Here is a 17,401-nt window from a genome sequence, read left to right as displayed (position 1 = left end):
GCCCAAAACCAAGCTGGTGTAGATTGTGGTGTTTCGCTACCTTCGATTAAAAATTGTTTTTGATCGCCTTTTCCGTAGGCGTTTATCATTATCGGAATTACACCATCGACTGTATCGTTTTCTGAAATACCTTCCACCGAGATTGATGGTCCATTTCTAACAAAAAACGGAATTTTACGAATGCCTTCTTTTCCTGTTGGATCTTTGCTGACAATTTTGAGCACGTGATCGCCATCGACTAATTTTGTGGTGTCGAGTTCGAAATTTATAGGTACAGAAAATTCGCCAAAAGGTTGTATTTCTTCATCTAGAAATATAAAAACGTAACTGTTATTTTTCATAATTAGTTATTTAAAGATGGAATATTTGATGTGACTTTGGTTGTTTTCATTTGGTTTTATGAGCCATTTTATGGAATAGATTAAGGCAAAAACCGAAATAATTATGGTGATAACGATACTTACATAATCCCAATTGTTGTCTGGACCTGAACCGTGAACGATGCCGCGCAGGATTTTAGGTTGATTTCTTTCGCACACTGGACAGGCAAATGCTGTGATTTGGAATAAAATTAAGAATAGAAATGTGATTGCTTTTTTCATAATATTTGATTTTTACACGAATTGTACGAATTGTACGAATTTTCACTAATTGATATTAACACAGATTTCACAAATTACCCTGAATTTAATGCGTTATTTAGTTAATGTTTTTTTTAACGAATTTTATGAATTTTTGTAAAAAGTTAAAATGAAAAAACTTTTTATACAATTGAAAAATAAATAATTCGTGCCAATTCGTGTAATTCGTGTTTTTTTAATTCTCTGCGGAAACTTTAATTTTTATAAAATCCATAATTTTTTTAATTTCTTCTGGTGTGACTTCTTTTCCTTTGTTTCCCCACGAATTTCGCTCGTAATTGATGATGGCGGCAACATCAAATTCGGTGAAATTCATATTGGTTCCCACGGCTGCCATTACGCCATAATCTGCTCTGGCATCGTAGCCATTCATTATAATATCTACGTACAATTCGAGGTTTTCGCCAGTTACAACCGGACTTCCTTTTAATGGTGGAAAAGCACCTTTTAGACCTTCGCCATTGGCTTGATGACAGGCAACGCAATTGGCTTCGTAAAGCGCTTTACCATCGACTTTTTTGTCGCCAAATTTTGCATTTGGAATATCGCCAACTGCTTTTTTATATAAAAATTCTTGCGGAACAGTTCCTGTTGGCAATGGTGTTTGCTTAAGCGATAAAATGTAGGCAACCAATTGCAATGCTTCTTTTTTGGCGACTAATTTCCCAGCTTTTCCGTTTAAGAATTCGGCTGGCATACTGACTACAACATCGGTTTTTGATGGATTTAATTTCATCTCAAAAAGCCATTTGTAGGACGGCATAATTGATTGTTTGACAACGCTTCGTGGTTGATACAAGTGCATTAAATTCCAATCGATACTGGCTTGACGGTTTCCGACATCGGTCAAATCTGGTCCAGTTCGTTCGGTTCCCATTAATGTGGCTGTGTTTTGCCAAATGCTGGTACGACCAATATTGGCATAATCGGCAGCCATTCCTGGACGTGAACCAAATATTTTATCCATTTCGACATTTCGAACTTGCTGTGAGTGACAACCCACGCAACCTTCGGAAATATATATTAATTTACCAGCTTTGGCATCGCCAGAAAGTGGTTTTGTGCCAGGCAAAGGTAAGTTGGTGTATTGGTTTTGAAACGCTGGCATTATTACAGTAAAATACGTTAGCAACGCAAATAAAAGTCCAGCTGTGATGTATAATCTGATGTGATTGTTGAAAATGTTCATAGCTGTAAATTATTTATTTTGTTGTTCTAAAATTCGGAATGCTTCTTCTTTTACATCTAATTCTTCGACTTCTTTATTAGTCATTCGGTAGAAATTGTAAGCGAAAATTAAGTGGGAAATGAACATCAAACTTCCGCCGATGGCTCGCCAAACCCAGAAATCAAACATTAAAACTACACTGTCGATGAACGGTTTTCCTTCCATCCACATTAAACCTCTTAAAGTGGCACCGATGGAAAGTGGCACAGAATAAAATAACAATCCGATGAAAGCCAACCAAAAATGTACTCCAACTAAATGTTGTGGTGGTTCTTTTCCAGTTAATCTTGGCATTACGACATACATTCCGCCCCAAAGTGTGAATGTGATAATTCCGTAAAATCCTAAATGGGCGTGAGCGACGGTAAAATCGGTAAAGTGCCACAATAAATTGGTGAATTTAAACGCTTCGGCTGTGCCTTGCATTGAAACTAAAAAATAATAAATTACTGCCAATAAAAAGAAAGGCAAAGTATAACTTGAGGTAACTTTGTGCCAATTTCCTTTGAAAGTGGCAATAAAATTAATGGTTCCAGCGACAACAGGAATAATCATTCCGGCACTTCCAACGATGGCAACCGTTTGTAACCACCAAGCGATTGGTGCGAAAATAAAATGGTGTGTTCCTATTATAGTGTAAAAAATAATTTGTGTCCAAAACGCTAAAATTCCTAAACTGTACGCATAAATGGGTTTGTTGATTTGCTGCGGAATAAAATAATACAGCAATCCTAAAGTGTAGAGCGTGAACCACATACCAACACCAGAATGCATAAAATATCCTTGGACAATGGTTTCGGAAACGCCATCTTGCCAAAAAGGTAAATAAGCAGTTAAAGCAACAATTATCGTGAAAATAATAGCAGAAACGATGTACCAATTCGAAATATAAATTTCTTTTGTCGTTCGGTTGGCGACAGTCATTATGAAATTGGCTAAGGTTAAAATCAACGCTACAGCAAATAATGCCATGACTGGCCAAATGTATTCGCGAAATTCGCCACCACCATTATTGATGCCAGACATTAAACAAATTGTACCTAGAATTACCATTAAATTGGTTAGAATTAAGGCAATCCAACCCATTTTTACGCTGTAAATTTTGGTGTTACTTACGATTGGAACTACATAATATCCTAAACCAATCATCCCCAAAGATGCCCAACCCCAAAAAACGATGTTGGTATGCACTGGTCGCAATCGTCCGAAACTCAACCAACTGCTGTGATCGATGTCTGGCGCGACAAATTTAATTCCGAGATATTCGCCAATTCCAGTTCCAACAACGAGCCAAAAAGTAGCGCAACCAAAATACCAAATGATTAGTTTAGCAATATTGGGTTCTAAACTTGGTTTGCGAACGGCTTTCTTTTTTAGAGAAATAAAATGTGTTTCGTGTTTTTCTCGGACATTGTTTAGAATTCCGATTTTGTCTTCGGCTTTTTGAGAACCAGAAAGTTCAGAGTTGGATAAATTGTATTCTAAAGCTTGTTCGCGTTTTATTAAATTTTCTTCAATTTCTTGGTCATCTAAAGAATCAATATGAGCTGCAAATTTTTGAGCTTCTGCTTGTTTACCTTTATTGAGTAATGTTTTTACAGAGTTGTTTGCTTTAATCATTGCGAAAATAACCGCTAATAAAATCGGAATTAAAACGATGATAATTGTAATAACAATTCCAGGCTGACTGAAGAAATTTTCTTTTGGATTGCTTGGGTCTTGAGCAAAAACACTGGAAGAGAGAAATAAAAACGCAATGGTTTTTAAGATGTTGGAATTGTTGTTTTTCAACTTGTTACTTTTTTTTAGGTTGGTGAATTTTCGGATTTGAATGCTGCTTAAATTTTTTAAATAATCAGCGAAATGGGTTTCGGTAGTTAATTTTTTCCACTCTTCGTTTTCTTTTACTTGGTCTTTAAATTTGAGATACAAAACGCCAATAAATACCAGTGCAGGAATTAAAATAATGAACAATAAAAGCCATAATCCTAAGGAATTGTTGTTGTCTGAAATTAAATTGGTCGCTTGTTGGGCAAAAATTGGTTCTGAAAATAAAAGATTGAATAAGCAAACGAGTAACATTTTTATATTTAATTTCATAGTTTATTTGATAAGTCCATCTTTAATCATTTGTTTGTATACTACTTGAGTAACTTCCTCAGTCATTTTATTAACACCTTTTGGGTCTGAGGTTTCTGTTAATGCACTCCAAATAATTTTATTTTCTGTAATTGAATATATGTTGGTTTCTATTGTGTAGGTTTTTGTAGTGATGTAATTGTCTGGATTATAATAAGAAATTGCACTATCATAATAATAATTACTAAAATCACGATAGTTATTCGGAAACCGATTAATTCCGTTTCTTTGGTAAATTGTTTCTTTGTCAACATCAATCAGTCGCATAGTAACTGCACCATCAAAACCATCTTTTTTAATTTTATTTTGTATAACTTCTACTTTGGTTTTGTCAAAATTTTTATTCAAATAATTGTATGATGGAATTCCTTTGTCTTTAAGGAATTTGACCATTTGATCTTCCGCTTTCCTATTGCTGGTTTCGTCTTTGAACATGGCTACAACCAGCACTTTTTTTAGTTTGTCTATAGTGATTTGCTTATCGGGTTCTTTCCAACTTTCAACAATTTTTGTTGAAGCGCAGGATGTTACAATCAATATTAAAATAAAAAGCTTCCATGTTATTAAATTTTTCATATTCAATTATTTAAGTTTATTTGGTTTGCTAAATGTCGGTGTTAATATTTGAAGATGCATTACACAATGTTAAACAAATGTTGTATAATTAACGTATTTTTAACTTACTGTCTTTTAAATTAAAATAACAATATATTAATATCGTTTTATCTTTTATTGTAAAAAAAATTATTTATTTTTGAGGAAAAATTTACCCGTATCTAATTTTTCATTAAAATCGGCAATAGTACTTTCTTCAAGCATTTTTATTAGGTTTTTCTTAATTTCTTTGTATTCAAAATGAACAGGGCAAGGATTTTTTTCAGAACAGAGTTTTAAACCAATAACGCAATCTTTATAAATTCCGTCACCATCTATTGCTTTCACAATATCTGAAATGGAGCTTTTAAGATTTGTTTTATCCATATAAAATCCACCATTAGGACCTTTTACAGAGTTGATTAATTTCTTTTTCCCTAAATCTTGTAGAATTTTTGCGATGAAATGCTCTGGCGCATCAATTCCATTGGCAATTTCTTTTACGCCAATTCTATTTTCATCTTTAGATTTTTGAGCTACAAAAATCATTGCTTTGATTGCGTATTCACAAGATTTTGAAAACATGTCTTTATAATTATTATACAAAGTTAAATATTATAATTAAATAATAAAAGAGTTTTTTATCTTTTTTTATTTTATTGACTTACGACATTACAACATTGTCATTGTATTTGTTGCTAATTAAAATAAATATTTCTGACAATATTTTCAATATATTGAGTATTAAACATTTACAAATGATGAAATTTTATCTAAATAAATTTTTTAATTGTAAGTTATATTTTATTTTTAATTGCAATAAATGCATTTAAACGATTTTATTTACTTTTAATCGTTTATATATTAATTTTTGCTTTATATTTGCCTAACAATTAAATACATAGCAATTTATATTGCTTAAGTCGAAGAATTATTTTTTACAAAACTTTAATTAAATTTAAAAATGATGTCAAAAGAAATGAATCTAGAATCAATTAAATTATCTCATGACAATTGGTTTGCAAAAATAGAATATTATTTAGATGGACATTTAGTACCAAGGCAGGACATAGTTGTATCGCATTCTGAATGTGAATTGGGGAAGTGGTTTTATGATGAGGGGAAAGAAATTTATGGAAATATTAGAGCCGTAAAATTTTTGGAAATAAAACATGAAAAGCTACATAAAATTGCACAATATATTTGGGATGCATATAATAATGGCGATTTTGAGCTTGCAAAAATATTATATTCTGATATGTTGGCAGTTTCAAAAAGAATAATTTCAATTTTTAATGAAGCTCAGGAATTTATAAATGATAAATCCGAAAAGTCCAATGTTATTAATTTTTAAATTTGATTAGATTTACATACGTTATTTAGAAAACAAGCCTTTCAATTATTTGAAAGGCTTGTTGTTTTATGATAAATGCTTATTCTGCTTTTTCAATAGCATCCTTATAATCAGGATACAAGAATTTATTGTATGGAAATCTTGAAATGTGTATTTCTCTAACCGCTTCATAAATTACTTCTCTGAATTCTTCGAAATTTTCTTTTTGTGTAGCAGATATAAATAATGCATTGTGTTTTCCTACTTTATTCATCCATGTATTTTTCCATTCTTCAAGGGTAAAATGTTTGGATGTTTTTTCGGTAATTAAATCATCATCGTCAATGGTCAAATGTTTGTAAGCATCAATTTTATTGAAAACCATAATAATAGGTTTATCAGCACTTTTTATATCCAACAAAATTTTATTCACAGATGCAATGTGGTCTTCAAATTCAGGATGCGAAATATCCACCACATGCAGCAGTAAGTCTGCTTCTCTAACCTCATCCAAAGTACTTTTGAAAGAATCTATTAGTTGAGTTGGCAGTTTTCTAATAAAACCAACGGTATCAGACAGTAAAAAAGGCAAGTTTTTGATGACTACTTTTCTAACGGTTGTATCCAATGTTGCAAATAATTTATTTTCGACAAAAACATCGCTTTTCCCAACCGCATTCATCAAAGTAGATTTTCCTACATTGGTATAACCTACCAAAGCTACGCGAACCATGGCGCCACGATTTCCTCTTTGAACAGATTGTTGCTTGTCTATTGTTTTAATTTTATCTTTTAATAACGATATCCTATCGCGAACAATTCTTCTGTCTGTTTCAATTTCAGTTTCTCCAGGACCACGCATCCCAATTCCACCTTTTTGACGTTCAAGGTGTGTCCACATTCCAGAAAGTCTAGGCAATAAATATATACATTGAGCCAATTCCACCTGTGTTCTTGCATAGGAGGTTTCGGCTCTTTGTGCAAAAATGTCTAAAATTAAATGTGTCCTGTCTAAAATTTTGCAATCTAAAATTTTAGAAATATTTTTTTGTTGGGATGGCGATAGTTCATCATCAAAAATGACTGTCGAAATGTTATTTTCTTTGGTGTAAACATTTATTTCTTCCATTTTCCCAGTTCCTAAAAAAGTTTTAGGATTTGGTTTGTCCATTTTTTGAGAAAATCGTTTTACAACTTCACCACCTGCTGTGAAAGTTAAAAAATCCAATTCATCTAAATATTCTTTTAATTTTTCTTCGCTTTGATTTTGAGTTACAATACCTACAATGACGGTTTTTTCAAAATTTATTATTTCTTTTTCTAACATATTTTATATAAAGTACAAAGTTACTAATTAGAACTTAAGAATTTGATGATTTTGTAATGTTTAAATGTTTTATATCGATTAAATTCAACATTTAAACTGATTTTGATATATAATTGTTAATTTTTTTACATTTGAGTAAATAATTACCAAAATAATTGAAATTTTATACTTATGAAAAAAATTACTTTAAGTTTTTTCTTTCTAATATCTTCATTTTTGGGTTTCTCTCAAATAAATGAAGGTTTTGAAGGAGCAACTTTTCCACCTACCACACCTTCTAGCTGGGCAGTTTTTAATAATAATACTGGTCCAGCTGTATTAAATTGGACTTTGGCTTCAAACAATCCATTTCCTCCATATACTGGTGCAAATGCAGCAATTATCGATAGGGTAAATATTGGACAAGGAAATACTATGCAAAATTGGCTGGTTACACCGCAGATAACAGTAACTGCAAACAATCAACTAAAGTTTTTCTCAAGGTTAACCAACTTGGGACCAAATGCTACTAATCTGGAAATTAGGATTTCGACAGATCCAATTCAATCAAATTTAGCTGCCTATACCACTGTTCAAACTTGGGACGACAACACAATGAATGTGGGTGCTTATAATATTTACGAAGAAAAAGCAATAAATCTAAGCGCTTATCCTTCAGGAACCCAACTTTACATCGCTTTTGTGAAAGTACATACTCAAACTGGAGCTGCTGTCTCTAGTGATCGTTGGCTAATAGATGATGTTCAAATTGTAACACAGTGTTTAACACCGCTCGCTCCAAATGTTTTATTGCCACAACTACCCAATAGTGCCAATTTAACATGGACCAATCCTAGTGGAGCAACCCAGTGGGAAGTAGAAGTTGTTCCGGAGTTTTCAGCCTTTACGGGAACAGGCATTACAGTAAATACAAATCCTTATGTTTATGGCGGACTATCGCCAGCTACGACATATGAATATAAAGTGAGAGCCATATGTTCGCCAACAAATAAAAGCCAATGGAGCACACCTTTAAATTTCCCAACGGCAAATATTGGTGCTGTCTGTGCTGTTCCAATAAATATTACTGCTTTGCCATTTAGTCAAAGTAGCAATACCAACTTATATGGAGATGATTTTGATATTTCACAAGGAACATCCTGTGGCGCAGTACCAGCAACAACCAATTACTTCCAAGGTGATGAAGTGTTCTATTCTTACACAGCTACTTTTACTGGAAATATTTCCATTAACATGACTGCTAGTGGACCAAGTTCAAGTCTATTTGTTTACAACGGGTGTGCCAATGTTGGTGTAAGCTGTTTGGCAGGCGTTGCAAATACTGCAACAACAGTAAGAACAATACCTAATTTGGCTGTAGTTTTTGGGCAAACATATATAATTGCTATTTCTTCAAGTACAACACCACTTTTAGGATTGCCATATAATTTGGTTATACAACAAGTAACCTGTAATCCACCAACTTCTGGTCCTGTTACAAATATAGGAATGACAACAGCCAATATATCCTGGACTGGATCCACTGGCGCTACAGCTTGGGAAGTTTCAGTTCTCCCTTTTGGATCACCTATTCCTACTGGATCTGGTTTGAGCGCGAATACAAATGTGAACTTTACTTATTCTGGTTTAACTTCTGGTACCGCTTATGAATATTGGGTTAGAGCAGATTGTGGCAATGGAACTTTTAGTCCTTGGGCTGGACCTAAAGCCTTTAATACGAGTGTTTGTGAGGTAGCAGATCAGTGCAATTATACTTTCCGATTGACTTCTACTTCAGGTGGTTGGAGAGGAGCCTTAATGGAAGTTCGACAAAATAACGTAGTAGTTGCTATTTTAGGTGCAGATTTTATAACAGGTGTAACAAGGAACGAACCAGTAGTACTATGTCAAAATTATCCATTTCAATTGTATTGGGTAAATAGTGGAACAACACCTGCAAATGTTGGCATACAAATAATTAATAACGCACTGTTTTTACAAACTATATATACGAAAGCAGCAGGAACAGGCACTCCAAGTTTAACGGTTCCACTTTATCAAACAAGTATAAATTGTAGTGCTGCTGCTTGTTTAAGTCCTACTGGCGGGAGCGCCACGGCAGTTACTGCATCAACTGCAAATTTAGGGTGGACTGCTCCAGGATCCAATTTATGGGATGTATTCTTGACAACAAATCCACTTTTAGTTCCATTGGCAACAACAACTCCAACATATGCTGGCGTAAATACAAATCCTTTACCTGTAATTGGATTAACACAATTAACCCAATACTATTATTATGTGAGAGTAATTTGTACACCAGGTGTAGAAAATAGTAATTGGTCAGCACCTTTTACTTTTACAACTCTGCCAACCTGTCCTTCGCCAATTAGTTTAACAACAACTAGTCTTACAGCAACATCTGTGATATTGGGTTGGACAAATGTTGTTCCTGCTACCGGATGGGAAGTTCTCGCTTTGCCTTGTGGAACTCCAGCGCCCACAGCTACTTCAACTGGATTTGTAGCAGTACCAACGAATCCATTTACATTGAGTGGATTATCAGCTGGAACATGTTATGATCTTTATGTAAGAAGTATATGTACCCCAACAGATACAAGCCCTTGGTCTAATAAAAAAACAATCATAACACCTCCTGGATGTGGTAGTATGTTTTATGACAATGGTGGGCCATTAGGAGATTATACTGTAAATACAAACAATCCTACTGTAAATGATATTATTACAATATTTCCAACAAATCTAGGAGATAAAGTAACTGTAACCTTTCAAGAATTCAACATTGAATCATCTTGGGACGGCTTGTATGTTTACAACGGAAATTCAACAGCTGCTCCTCAAATTTCTAGTGGAAATCCCGCAGGCTTTGGCACAGCAATGGCAATGCCAGGCGCCTTTTGGGGAACTACCATACCTCAGCCGTTTACATCCACAAGCGCTGATGGGTCTTTAACTTTTGTTTTTAAAAGTGATGGTTCAGCACAACGTAGTGGATGGAAAGCTCTAGTAACTTGCAATCCTCCACCAACTTGTGCAAAACCAATAAATTTAGGAGCTAATTCTATTACGCAAACTACTGCTAATTTAAATTGGTCTCAACCACCTACACCAGGAACTGCATCATTATGGGAAATTATAGTTCAACCTGCAATACTAGGGAATCCTACAGGTAATGGAATTGCTACAACAAATCCCTATAATGCTACAGGATTATTGGCAGGAACTTCATACGAATTTTATGTAAGAGCAAATTGTAGCGTAGATGGATATAGTTTATGGGCAGGACCATATGCATTTGGAACAAAAGTAGGGAATGATGAGTGCACAAATGCGATAGTTGTTCCAGTAAATGATGATGCTTCTTGTGCATTATTTGCAAACGGTTCGGTTATAGGTGCAACTGCTTCAAATCCTAATGTATTTGTAACAAATCCAACAACCCCAGTGTGTGCATCTAATATAGATGACGATGTATGGTTTCAATTTACAGCAACCGCTACAAAACACTATGTTAATTTATTTAATATTGTTGGATCTACAACAAATCTCAATCTCGTTCTTTATTCAGGCAATTGTGGATTGCTAACACAAATACTTTGTCTTCCTAATGAAAGTAGTGTAATGCCCAATTTAATAATTGGAAATACGTACTATCTTAGAGTTTATACTGATACAACAACTCCAAATCAAACAGCTACCTTCAATGTTTGTATTGGAACCATTTCAATATGCGAAACTAGTGAAGGTCTTTGCGCAGATCCTGCGGATATCAAAATTTTCCCCAATACAGTTGGCGTTCCAAGTCAAGGGGAGATTGCTTGTTTATTCACAACCCCAAATCCAACTTATTATTATATTACAGTGGGAGTTGCGGGCAATATAAATTTTGAAATAAGTCAAAATACTTCTTATGATACTTTAGGCAATCCAACAGGGGCGGGACTTGATGTTGATTTTGTTGCTTGGGGGCCATTTACTTCTAATACGGTAGCTTGTGGGGCATTATCTCAGGGTTGTCCAGGACCTACACCTGGCGGTTGCCAAAATAACACAACTGCACCTGCAAATTATTATCCATTTCCAGGAACCAATATTATAGATTGTAGTTATTCATTTCTACCAGTAGAAACATTCACGATCAATAATGCACAAGTGGGTCAAGTTTATGTTGTATTAATAACTAATTATATTGGTGGAGCTGGCTCAATTAAATTTACTCAATTAAATCAAACCATTCCACCAACTCCAGGAAGTGGGGCAAGTGATTGTAGTATTATTTGCAATTCAAATCTAGGACCAGATCAAAATTTATGTGGCTTTACATCAGTAGTACTAAACCCTCAAATAACAAATCCAGACGCTACATTTAAATGGTTCAAAAATGGAATTCAGATTAATTTACCACCTAATACTAGAACCTATACAGCTACAGAATCTGGCACTTACAAAGTGATTACAAAATGTGGGTTGAATGAAGATCCAGATACTGTAGTAATAAATTTTGGACCTAGTGTAATTACTGCCGATCAACCTGACTATAAAGTATGCGACGATCAGTTAAACGATGGTATTGCTTCATTCAGTTTGAATACTTTAACTCCAAATATAATTTCTGGGTTAGATCCAAATTATACCTATAATGTTAGCTATCATTACACAGAAGCAAATGCTTTGGCAAATATTTCTCCTATAAATCCATTAGTTCCTTATCTTGGAACAACACAAACAATTTATATAAGAATATCTGGAGCAACAGCAGCCTTTTGTAATACAGTTATTCCTCAAAATCTAGTAGTAGTAAAATCTCCAATCGGAACAATTGCTTCTTCTGATGCTGACAATACTATTTGTAGTAATGATAGTGCAACAATAACATTTACTCCGACCAATTTTGTTGCCACAGCGGCTAGTTATATTTGGAAATTAAACGGTGTTATTGTTCCAACAGCTACGACCAATATAATTACACCATCTGCAACTGGAACTTATGAAGTGACAGCAATCTTAAACGGATGTGTATCGCAACCTACTTCATTGCTGTTTACTGTAAACCCACAACCGAACTTTACATTATCAGATACTAATTTAATTAAATGTATTAATGAATTTGCTACTATAACTGTGGTTCCAACCAATTTTAGTTTAACTGATCCATTAGTTACTTATGTTTGGAGTTTGGATGGAATAGTGCAACCGACATTAACATTAAGTACAATCACAGTTACTGCTTACGGAAATTATTCAGTCGTTATTTCAAGATTGGGTTGCGCATCATTGCCAAAATCTAAAATTGTTATTTTAGATACCGCGGATATTCCAATTGGTACTAGTGGAGATTGTATTGGAAGCAACTACATTATCACCTCAACACCAATAAACAATTCTTTCAATCCTAGTTCAACCACTGTTACTTACCAATGGACAAACGCCTCTGGAACAATTGTTGGAAATAATAAAAGCACGTTTAATGTAACGGAATATGTCGTTGCCAATAATGTATCTCCAAGTAGTTTCCCAACTTCATTTACAGTCAAAATAACTACAATTCCTGATGGCTGTACAGACACTCAAACTTTTGAAGTTAAATCTGCATCCTGTGTGGTTCAAAAAGGGCTATCTCCAAACGGGGATGGATCAAATGATAGTTTCGATTTGCGTGGTTTAGATGTTAAACAACTTAGTGTTTTTAACAGATACGGAACCAAAATATACAGTCAAGCCAATTACAAAGATGAGTGGAGAGGACAAAACAGTAAATCTGAAAACTCTCCAGTAGGAACCTATTATTATGTAATTGAATTAAATAATGGTGAAACCAAAACAGGTTGGGTATATTTAAATAGATAATAAAAATAGAAACAGTCTTGTTAATCTTTAATAAGACTGTTTTTCTAAACAAATAAAAACACAAATGAAAAAAATATTTTTCACTACCATAATCATGATACTTGCATTAGTAGATGCTCAAGCACAGCAAGATCCACATTATACACAGTATATGTATAATATGAATATCATAAATCCAGCCTATGCGGGTTCAAAAGAAAATTTGTCTTTTGGATTGCTGTTTAGAAAACAATGGGTAGATATAGAAGATTCTCCTACCACTTTTACAGCTACTGGACATTCACCTGTCGCCAAAAATGTGGGATTGGGACTTTCTGTTATCTCAGATAAAATAGGTCCAGTAGATGAAAAAAATGTATTTGCAGACGTTTCCTACACATTGAATCTTGTTGGCGATCATAAACTGGCTTTTGGAATTAAAACCGGAGCCACATTTTTGGATATTGGATTGTTGAGCAAAGTATCTCCCACATTGCAAGACCAACTAGATCCCGCTTTTTTGGAAGATGTAAACAAAACTAGCTTCAATATAGGTACAGGATTGTTTTATTATACCAATAAATATTATGTTGCTTTCTCTGTGCCTAATATTTTAAAAACAAAACATTTTGATAGAATTGTAAGACCAGATGGTGTAAAATATGGCACAGAAACATCGCACTATTTCTTAACTGGAGGCTATGTTTTCGATTTGTCTCCCAACACAAAATTCAAACCTTTTGCCATGTTGAAATCGGCATTTAATGCGCCAACCTCCATTGATGTTTCGACCAATTTTTTATTTTATGACAAGTTTGAATTGGGTGCTACTTATAGATTGGATGATTCGTTTGGCGGATTGATTAATTTCAAAATTTCCGATGGTTTTCGTATAGGATACGCTTATGATAGAATCGTTTCGGAATTAAAAACAACCACTCCATCATCGCACGAATTTATTTTGTTGTTTGACTTGAATTTTCCTAAAAAAGTATCAAGTTCTCCACGTTATTTCTAATTTTAATCAAAACAAAAATGAAAAATATATATATAGCTTTAAGTTTTGTACTAACCATATCGTTTGGTTACGCTCAAAGCAAAGAAACTAAATCTGCAGACAAACTCTATGAGCGATACGAATATGTAAATGCTGCTAAAGAATATTTGAAATTGACTGATAACGGCTCAACAGACACTTATGTTTTTAAGCAATTGGCCAATAGTTATTACAATGTTTTCAATTCTATTGAAGCAGAAAAATGGTATGCTAAAGCAATTACCACAACCCAAGATGCAGAAACTTATTTTCGTTATGCTCAAATGTTGAAAGCCAATAAAAAATATGATGATGCTGGCAACCAAATGAGAAGATTTGCCTCATTGGCACCCAATGACAATAGAGCCAAGAGTTTGTCTACACAAGAAAATTATTTGAGCAAATTGCTGGGTAAAACAAAATTGTTTGATGTAAAAACAGTAGGAATAAATTCTAAAAATTCAGATTTTGGAGCGTATTTAAAAGACAATACTTTATATTTTGCAAGTGCCAGAAACGAAGCCAGAAAAAGCTACGAATGGAACAACCAACCTTTTTTAGACATTTATCAATCAGATTTTAAAGATGGAGCTGTAAATAATATAGCGACCGAAGTAACAGCATTAAATACAAAATTTCACGAAGGTCCAGTAAGTATAAGTGCCGATGGAAATACAGTTTATTTTTCTAGAGAAAGTTTTTTTGACAATAAGTTCGAAAAATCAACAGACAAAAAATCAAAATTGGGGAAAATGTATGTTTACAAGGCATCAAAAATAGATGGTAAATGGGGAAATGTAACTTCAATAAATTTAAATAATAAATCATACAATACTTCTAGCCCGTCCATTTCAAAAGATGGTAAAACGTTGTATTTTATATCAGATAGAGAAGGAACTATAGGCAAAACTGATGTTTGGAAAGCCTCGATAAACGAAGATGGAAGTTTTGGAACAGCAGAAAATTTAGGTCCAAATGTAAATACCGAAGGAAACGAATTATCCGCTTTTATTGCAGATGACAATGTGTTGTATTTTGCTTCCAATGGCAAACAAGGTTTGGGTGGACTGGATATTTTTGCGTACGATACTGTCAAAAATCAAGAAGCCATAAATTTAGGAATTCCCGTAAATTCTGAAAAGGATGATTTCGGTTTTACATTCAATCAATCGCAAAATGTAGCTTTCATGTCTAGTAATCGTGATGGAGGAGTTGGTGATGACGATATTTATCAAGCCACGCCTTATTGTCAATTGAATTTAATTATAAAGGTTAAAAACATAAAAACTGGAGAAAACTTGTCTAGCGCCAGTATCGTTGTTGCAAATCAAAATAACAAATTGATTGGCAAAAGCACATCAGACGACATGGGAAATGCAAATTTTCAAGGCGAATGTGACAAACCTTATTTTGTAAATGTGGAAAAAGATGGATACGAAAGTAATGTTTTTGAAGTTCCAAATTCAAAAGGAGAATTCGTTTTAAATGCAGATTTAACACCAACAGTTGCTGTTGTAACCGAAAAAGAAGTCATACTAAAAGAAATCAAATTTGATTACAACATGAGCAATATTACTTCAGATGGCGCTTTTGAACTTGATAAACTAGTTGTTGCTATGAACGAATATCCAAATATGGTTATTTTTGTAAAATCGCATACAGATTCGAGAGGGAAAGATGATTATAATATGAGTTTATCAGACAGAAGAGCAAAATCGACTGTGCAATATATCATTTCAAAAGGCGTAGCAACAGATAGAATAAAAGGACAAGGTTTTGGAGAGACAGAACCCAAGGTAAAATGTGGCGAAGCATGCACAGAAGAAGAACATGCACAAAACAGGAGATCAGAATTTTTGATTGTCAAGAAATAAGAGTTAATTTTAGGAAAATGCCTTGAGAAAACGGGGCGTTTTTATTATAATTGTCTGTCATCTCCTGAAAAAACTTGACACATTTCTTTTTAAATATTCTAATAAAACATGCTTCCTGAGTAGCAAAGTAGACTACCTGAGTACCAAAGTTGGCTCCATGAGTAGCGAAGTAGACACCGTGTGTAGCAGAGTAAGCTCCATGAGAAGCAAAGTAAGCTTCATGAGTAGTAAAGTAGCCTTGGTGAGTAATAAAGTAGACCCCGTGAGTAGCAAAACAGACTGCCGGATTTTGGGTGAAATGTTACTTTATATTTGAGATAATAGCTAATATATTCTAAAAATATTTCTGTAGAATGCAATTCTGCGCGTCGTGTTATATAATTTTTATTCACAATTATGTAAATGTATTGATTATCATATTTTTGACCTTTGTACTAATCCCTGATTACAAAGATGTGCAAACAAATTCCGAACCTTCAGATATGGTTAAATGTATATAACACGGATTTACTATTTTCATCAAAAAATGCGAAATGTATTTTTATGTAAATAAAACAAAATACTTTTAATTATGATTGTTACTTCACATAACCAAGGTTGGAAAATCACCACCCAACGCTCCCACGGCTTGCTGGCGGCCATGTTGGCTTTCCAATTCGAAATTGATTTGCCAAATGAAATTATGGTTCCAACACTTATTGCTATTGCCGAACACGATGATGGCGTTGCAGAAACCAAAGAACGTAAAAACCTCACTGATGCTGGCGCACCGCGTCATTTTTTGGTTGATGATGGTAATGCAAAATCCGATTTAAAACAATACCAAAATGTGATGGAAATTGCAACTTCAAAAAGCCAGATAAATGCATTAATGACTTCGATGCACCTTAGCTTTATCTTTAGCGACCACGTGAATGGAAAAGATAAAGAAATGGACAGCTTTTTGAAAGACCAGGAAAAAAATCGAAAAAAATTACTTAAAAACTTAAATTTTGATAACCAGTTTGCAGAACATTTGTACCGCTTTGTAGAATGGTGTGATGCTTTTTCGTTATTAATATGTATGGACAAAATTCAGCCGGAAGGACGAAAAATGGAAATATCTGAAAGCCCTGATGGTGTGATTAATCAAGTTTTTTATAAAGAAGATAACGTGATTACGGTAACTCCCTGGCCATTTAAGCAGGAACGTTTTACCGTTTTTTATGAATATAAAATTATAGAACAGTTAAAATTTACATCGGTTGAACAATTTGATCAAATTTGTAGTACTACGGTTCCACAGCGTCAAGAGTTTGTATTGGTAAAATAAAGTGATGCTTGTAAGTTGCACACTATTAATACATAAAATTCTATTATAAAACCATTATTTTTCTTTCCTCATTGAGTAGCGTTTTTTGGTA

The 17,401-nt window shown here is 33.9% G+C and carries 12 protein-coding genes; 5 read left to right on the top strand and 7 right to left on the bottom strand.

All coding sequences use genetic code 11. The annotated features are described in order from the left end of the window. The 6 genes from RMN92_RS11015 to RMN92_RS10990 all read right to left on the bottom strand — a co-directional run. The coding region (locus tag RMN92_RS11015; protein ID WP_309609496.1) for a cytochrome C at positions 1-341 on the bottom strand (341 nt) is incomplete at its 3' end. A 6-nt stretch (positions 342-347) separates the two neighbouring features. After that, complete coding sequence (locus RMN92_RS11010; RefSeq protein WP_309609495.1) at positions 348-602, bottom strand: hypothetical protein; 255 nt, start codon at positions 600-602, stop codon at positions 348-350. A gap of 214 nt (positions 603-816) precedes the next feature. Further along, entirely contained in the window at positions 817-1,830 is a 1,014-nt protein-coding gene (locus tag RMN92_RS11005) for a cbb3-type cytochrome c oxidase subunit II (protein ID WP_309609494.1), read from the bottom strand. 9 nt (positions 1,831-1,839) lie between these two features. Beyond that, on the bottom strand, positions 1,840-3,969 hold the full coding sequence (locus RMN92_RS11000; protein ID WP_309609493.1) for a cbb3-type cytochrome c oxidase subunit I: 2,130 nt from the start codon (positions 3,967-3,969) through the stop codon (positions 1,840-1,842). Between the two features lie 3 nt (positions 3,970-3,972). Beyond that, positions 3,973-4,584, bottom strand: a complete 612-nt coding sequence (locus RMN92_RS10995) for a hypothetical protein (protein WP_309609492.1) — start codon at positions 4,582-4,584, stop codon at positions 3,973-3,975. Positions 4,585-4,752: 168 nt separating this feature from the next. Continuing rightward, a complete protein-coding gene (locus RMN92_RS10990; protein WP_309609491.1) occupies positions 4,753-5,208 on the bottom strand; it encodes an Rrf2 family transcriptional regulator in 456 nt (151 codons plus the stop codon). Between the two features lie 358 nt (positions 5,209-5,566). On the opposite strand from RMN92_RS10990, the gene RMN92_RS10985 reads away from it, so the two are divergent. Next, positions 5,567-5,956 (top strand): CZB domain-containing protein, encoded by a 390-nt coding sequence (locus tag RMN92_RS10985; RefSeq protein WP_309609490.1) that lies wholly within the window; start codon positions 5,567-5,569, stop codon positions 5,954-5,956. A gap of 79 nt (positions 5,957-6,035) precedes the next feature. Here RMN92_RS10985 and hflX read toward each other — a convergent pair whose 3' ends face one another. Then, a complete protein-coding gene (gene hflX, locus RMN92_RS10980) occupies positions 6,036-7,262 on the bottom strand; it encodes a GTPase HflX (RefSeq protein ID WP_309609489.1) in 1,227 nt (408 codons plus the stop codon). A gap of 171 nt (positions 7,263-7,433) precedes the next feature. Here hflX and RMN92_RS10975 point away from each other — a divergent pair, with 171 nt between their 5' ends. The 4 genes from RMN92_RS10975 (at position 7,434) to RMN92_RS10960 (ending at position 17,310) form a co-directional block, all read left to right on the top strand. Continuing rightward, on the top strand, positions 7,434-13,109 hold the full coding sequence (locus RMN92_RS10975; protein WP_309609488.1) for a fibronectin type III domain-containing protein: 5,676 nt from the start codon (positions 7,434-7,436) through the stop codon (positions 13,107-13,109). Positions 13,110-13,173: 64 nt separating this feature from the next. Then, positions 13,174-14,106: a type IX secretion system membrane protein PorP/SprF gene (locus tag RMN92_RS10970; protein WP_309609487.1), complete on the top strand. Its 933-nt coding sequence runs from the start codon at positions 13,174-13,176 to the stop codon at positions 14,104-14,106. Between the two features lie 17 nt (positions 14,107-14,123). Continuing rightward, positions 14,124-15,998, top strand: a complete 1,875-nt coding sequence (locus RMN92_RS10965) for an OmpA family protein (protein ID WP_309609486.1) — start codon at positions 14,124-14,126, stop codon at positions 15,996-15,998. Positions 15,999-16,569: 571 nt separating this feature from the next. Continuing rightward, positions 16,570-17,310 carry a DUF3891 family protein gene (locus tag RMN92_RS10960; RefSeq protein ID WP_309609485.1) on the top strand — a complete coding sequence of 247 codons (741 nt, stop codon included), beginning with the start codon at positions 16,570-16,572 and terminating at the stop codon, positions 17,308-17,310. Positions 17,311-17,401 lie beyond the last annotated feature (91 nt).

This window comes from Flavobacterium sp. (genome assembly GCF_031363805.1).
GTDB lineage: Bacteria > Bacteroidota > Bacteroidia > Flavobacteriales > Flavobacteriaceae > Flavobacterium.
The sequence above is the reverse complement of the archived record's forward strand: the minus strand, read 5'-3'. Positions and strand labels throughout refer to the sequence as shown.

Bases quoted from the DNA above. Each gene is read 5' to 3' on its own strand.
- RMN92_RS11010 (WP_309609495.1), bottom strand. From the start codon at position 602: ATGAAAAAAGCAATCACATTTCTATTCTTAATTTTATTCCAAATCACA.
- RMN92_RS11005 (WP_309609494.1), bottom strand. From the start codon at position 1,830: ATGAACATTTTCAACAATCACATCAGATTATACATCACAGCTGGACTT.
- RMN92_RS11000 (WP_309609493.1), bottom strand. From the start codon at position 3,969: ATGAAATTAAATATAAAAATGTTACTCGTTTGCTTATTCAATCTTTTA.
- RMN92_RS10995 (WP_309609492.1), bottom strand. From the start codon at position 4,584: ATGAAAAATTTAATAACATGGAAGCTTTTTATTTTAATATTGATTGTA.
- RMN92_RS10985 (WP_309609490.1), top strand. From the start codon at position 5,567: ATGATGTCAAAAGAAATGAATCTAGAATCAATTAAATTATCTCATGAC.
- hflX (WP_309609489.1), bottom strand. From the start codon at position 7,262: ATGTTAGAAAAAGAAATAATAAATTTTGAAAAAACCGTCATTGTAGGT.
- RMN92_RS10975 (WP_309609488.1), top strand. From the start codon at position 7,434: ATGAAAAAAATTACTTTAAGTTTTTTCTTTCTAATATCTTCATTTTTG.
- RMN92_RS10970 (WP_309609487.1), top strand. From the start codon at position 13,174: ATGAAAAAAATATTTTTCACTACCATAATCATGATACTTGCATTAGTA.
- RMN92_RS10965 (WP_309609486.1), top strand. From the start codon at position 14,124: ATGAAAAATATATATATAGCTTTAAGTTTTGTACTAACCATATCGTTT.
- RMN92_RS10960 (WP_309609485.1), top strand. From the start codon at position 16,570: ATGATTGTTACTTCACATAACCAAGGTTGGAAAATCACCACCCAACGC.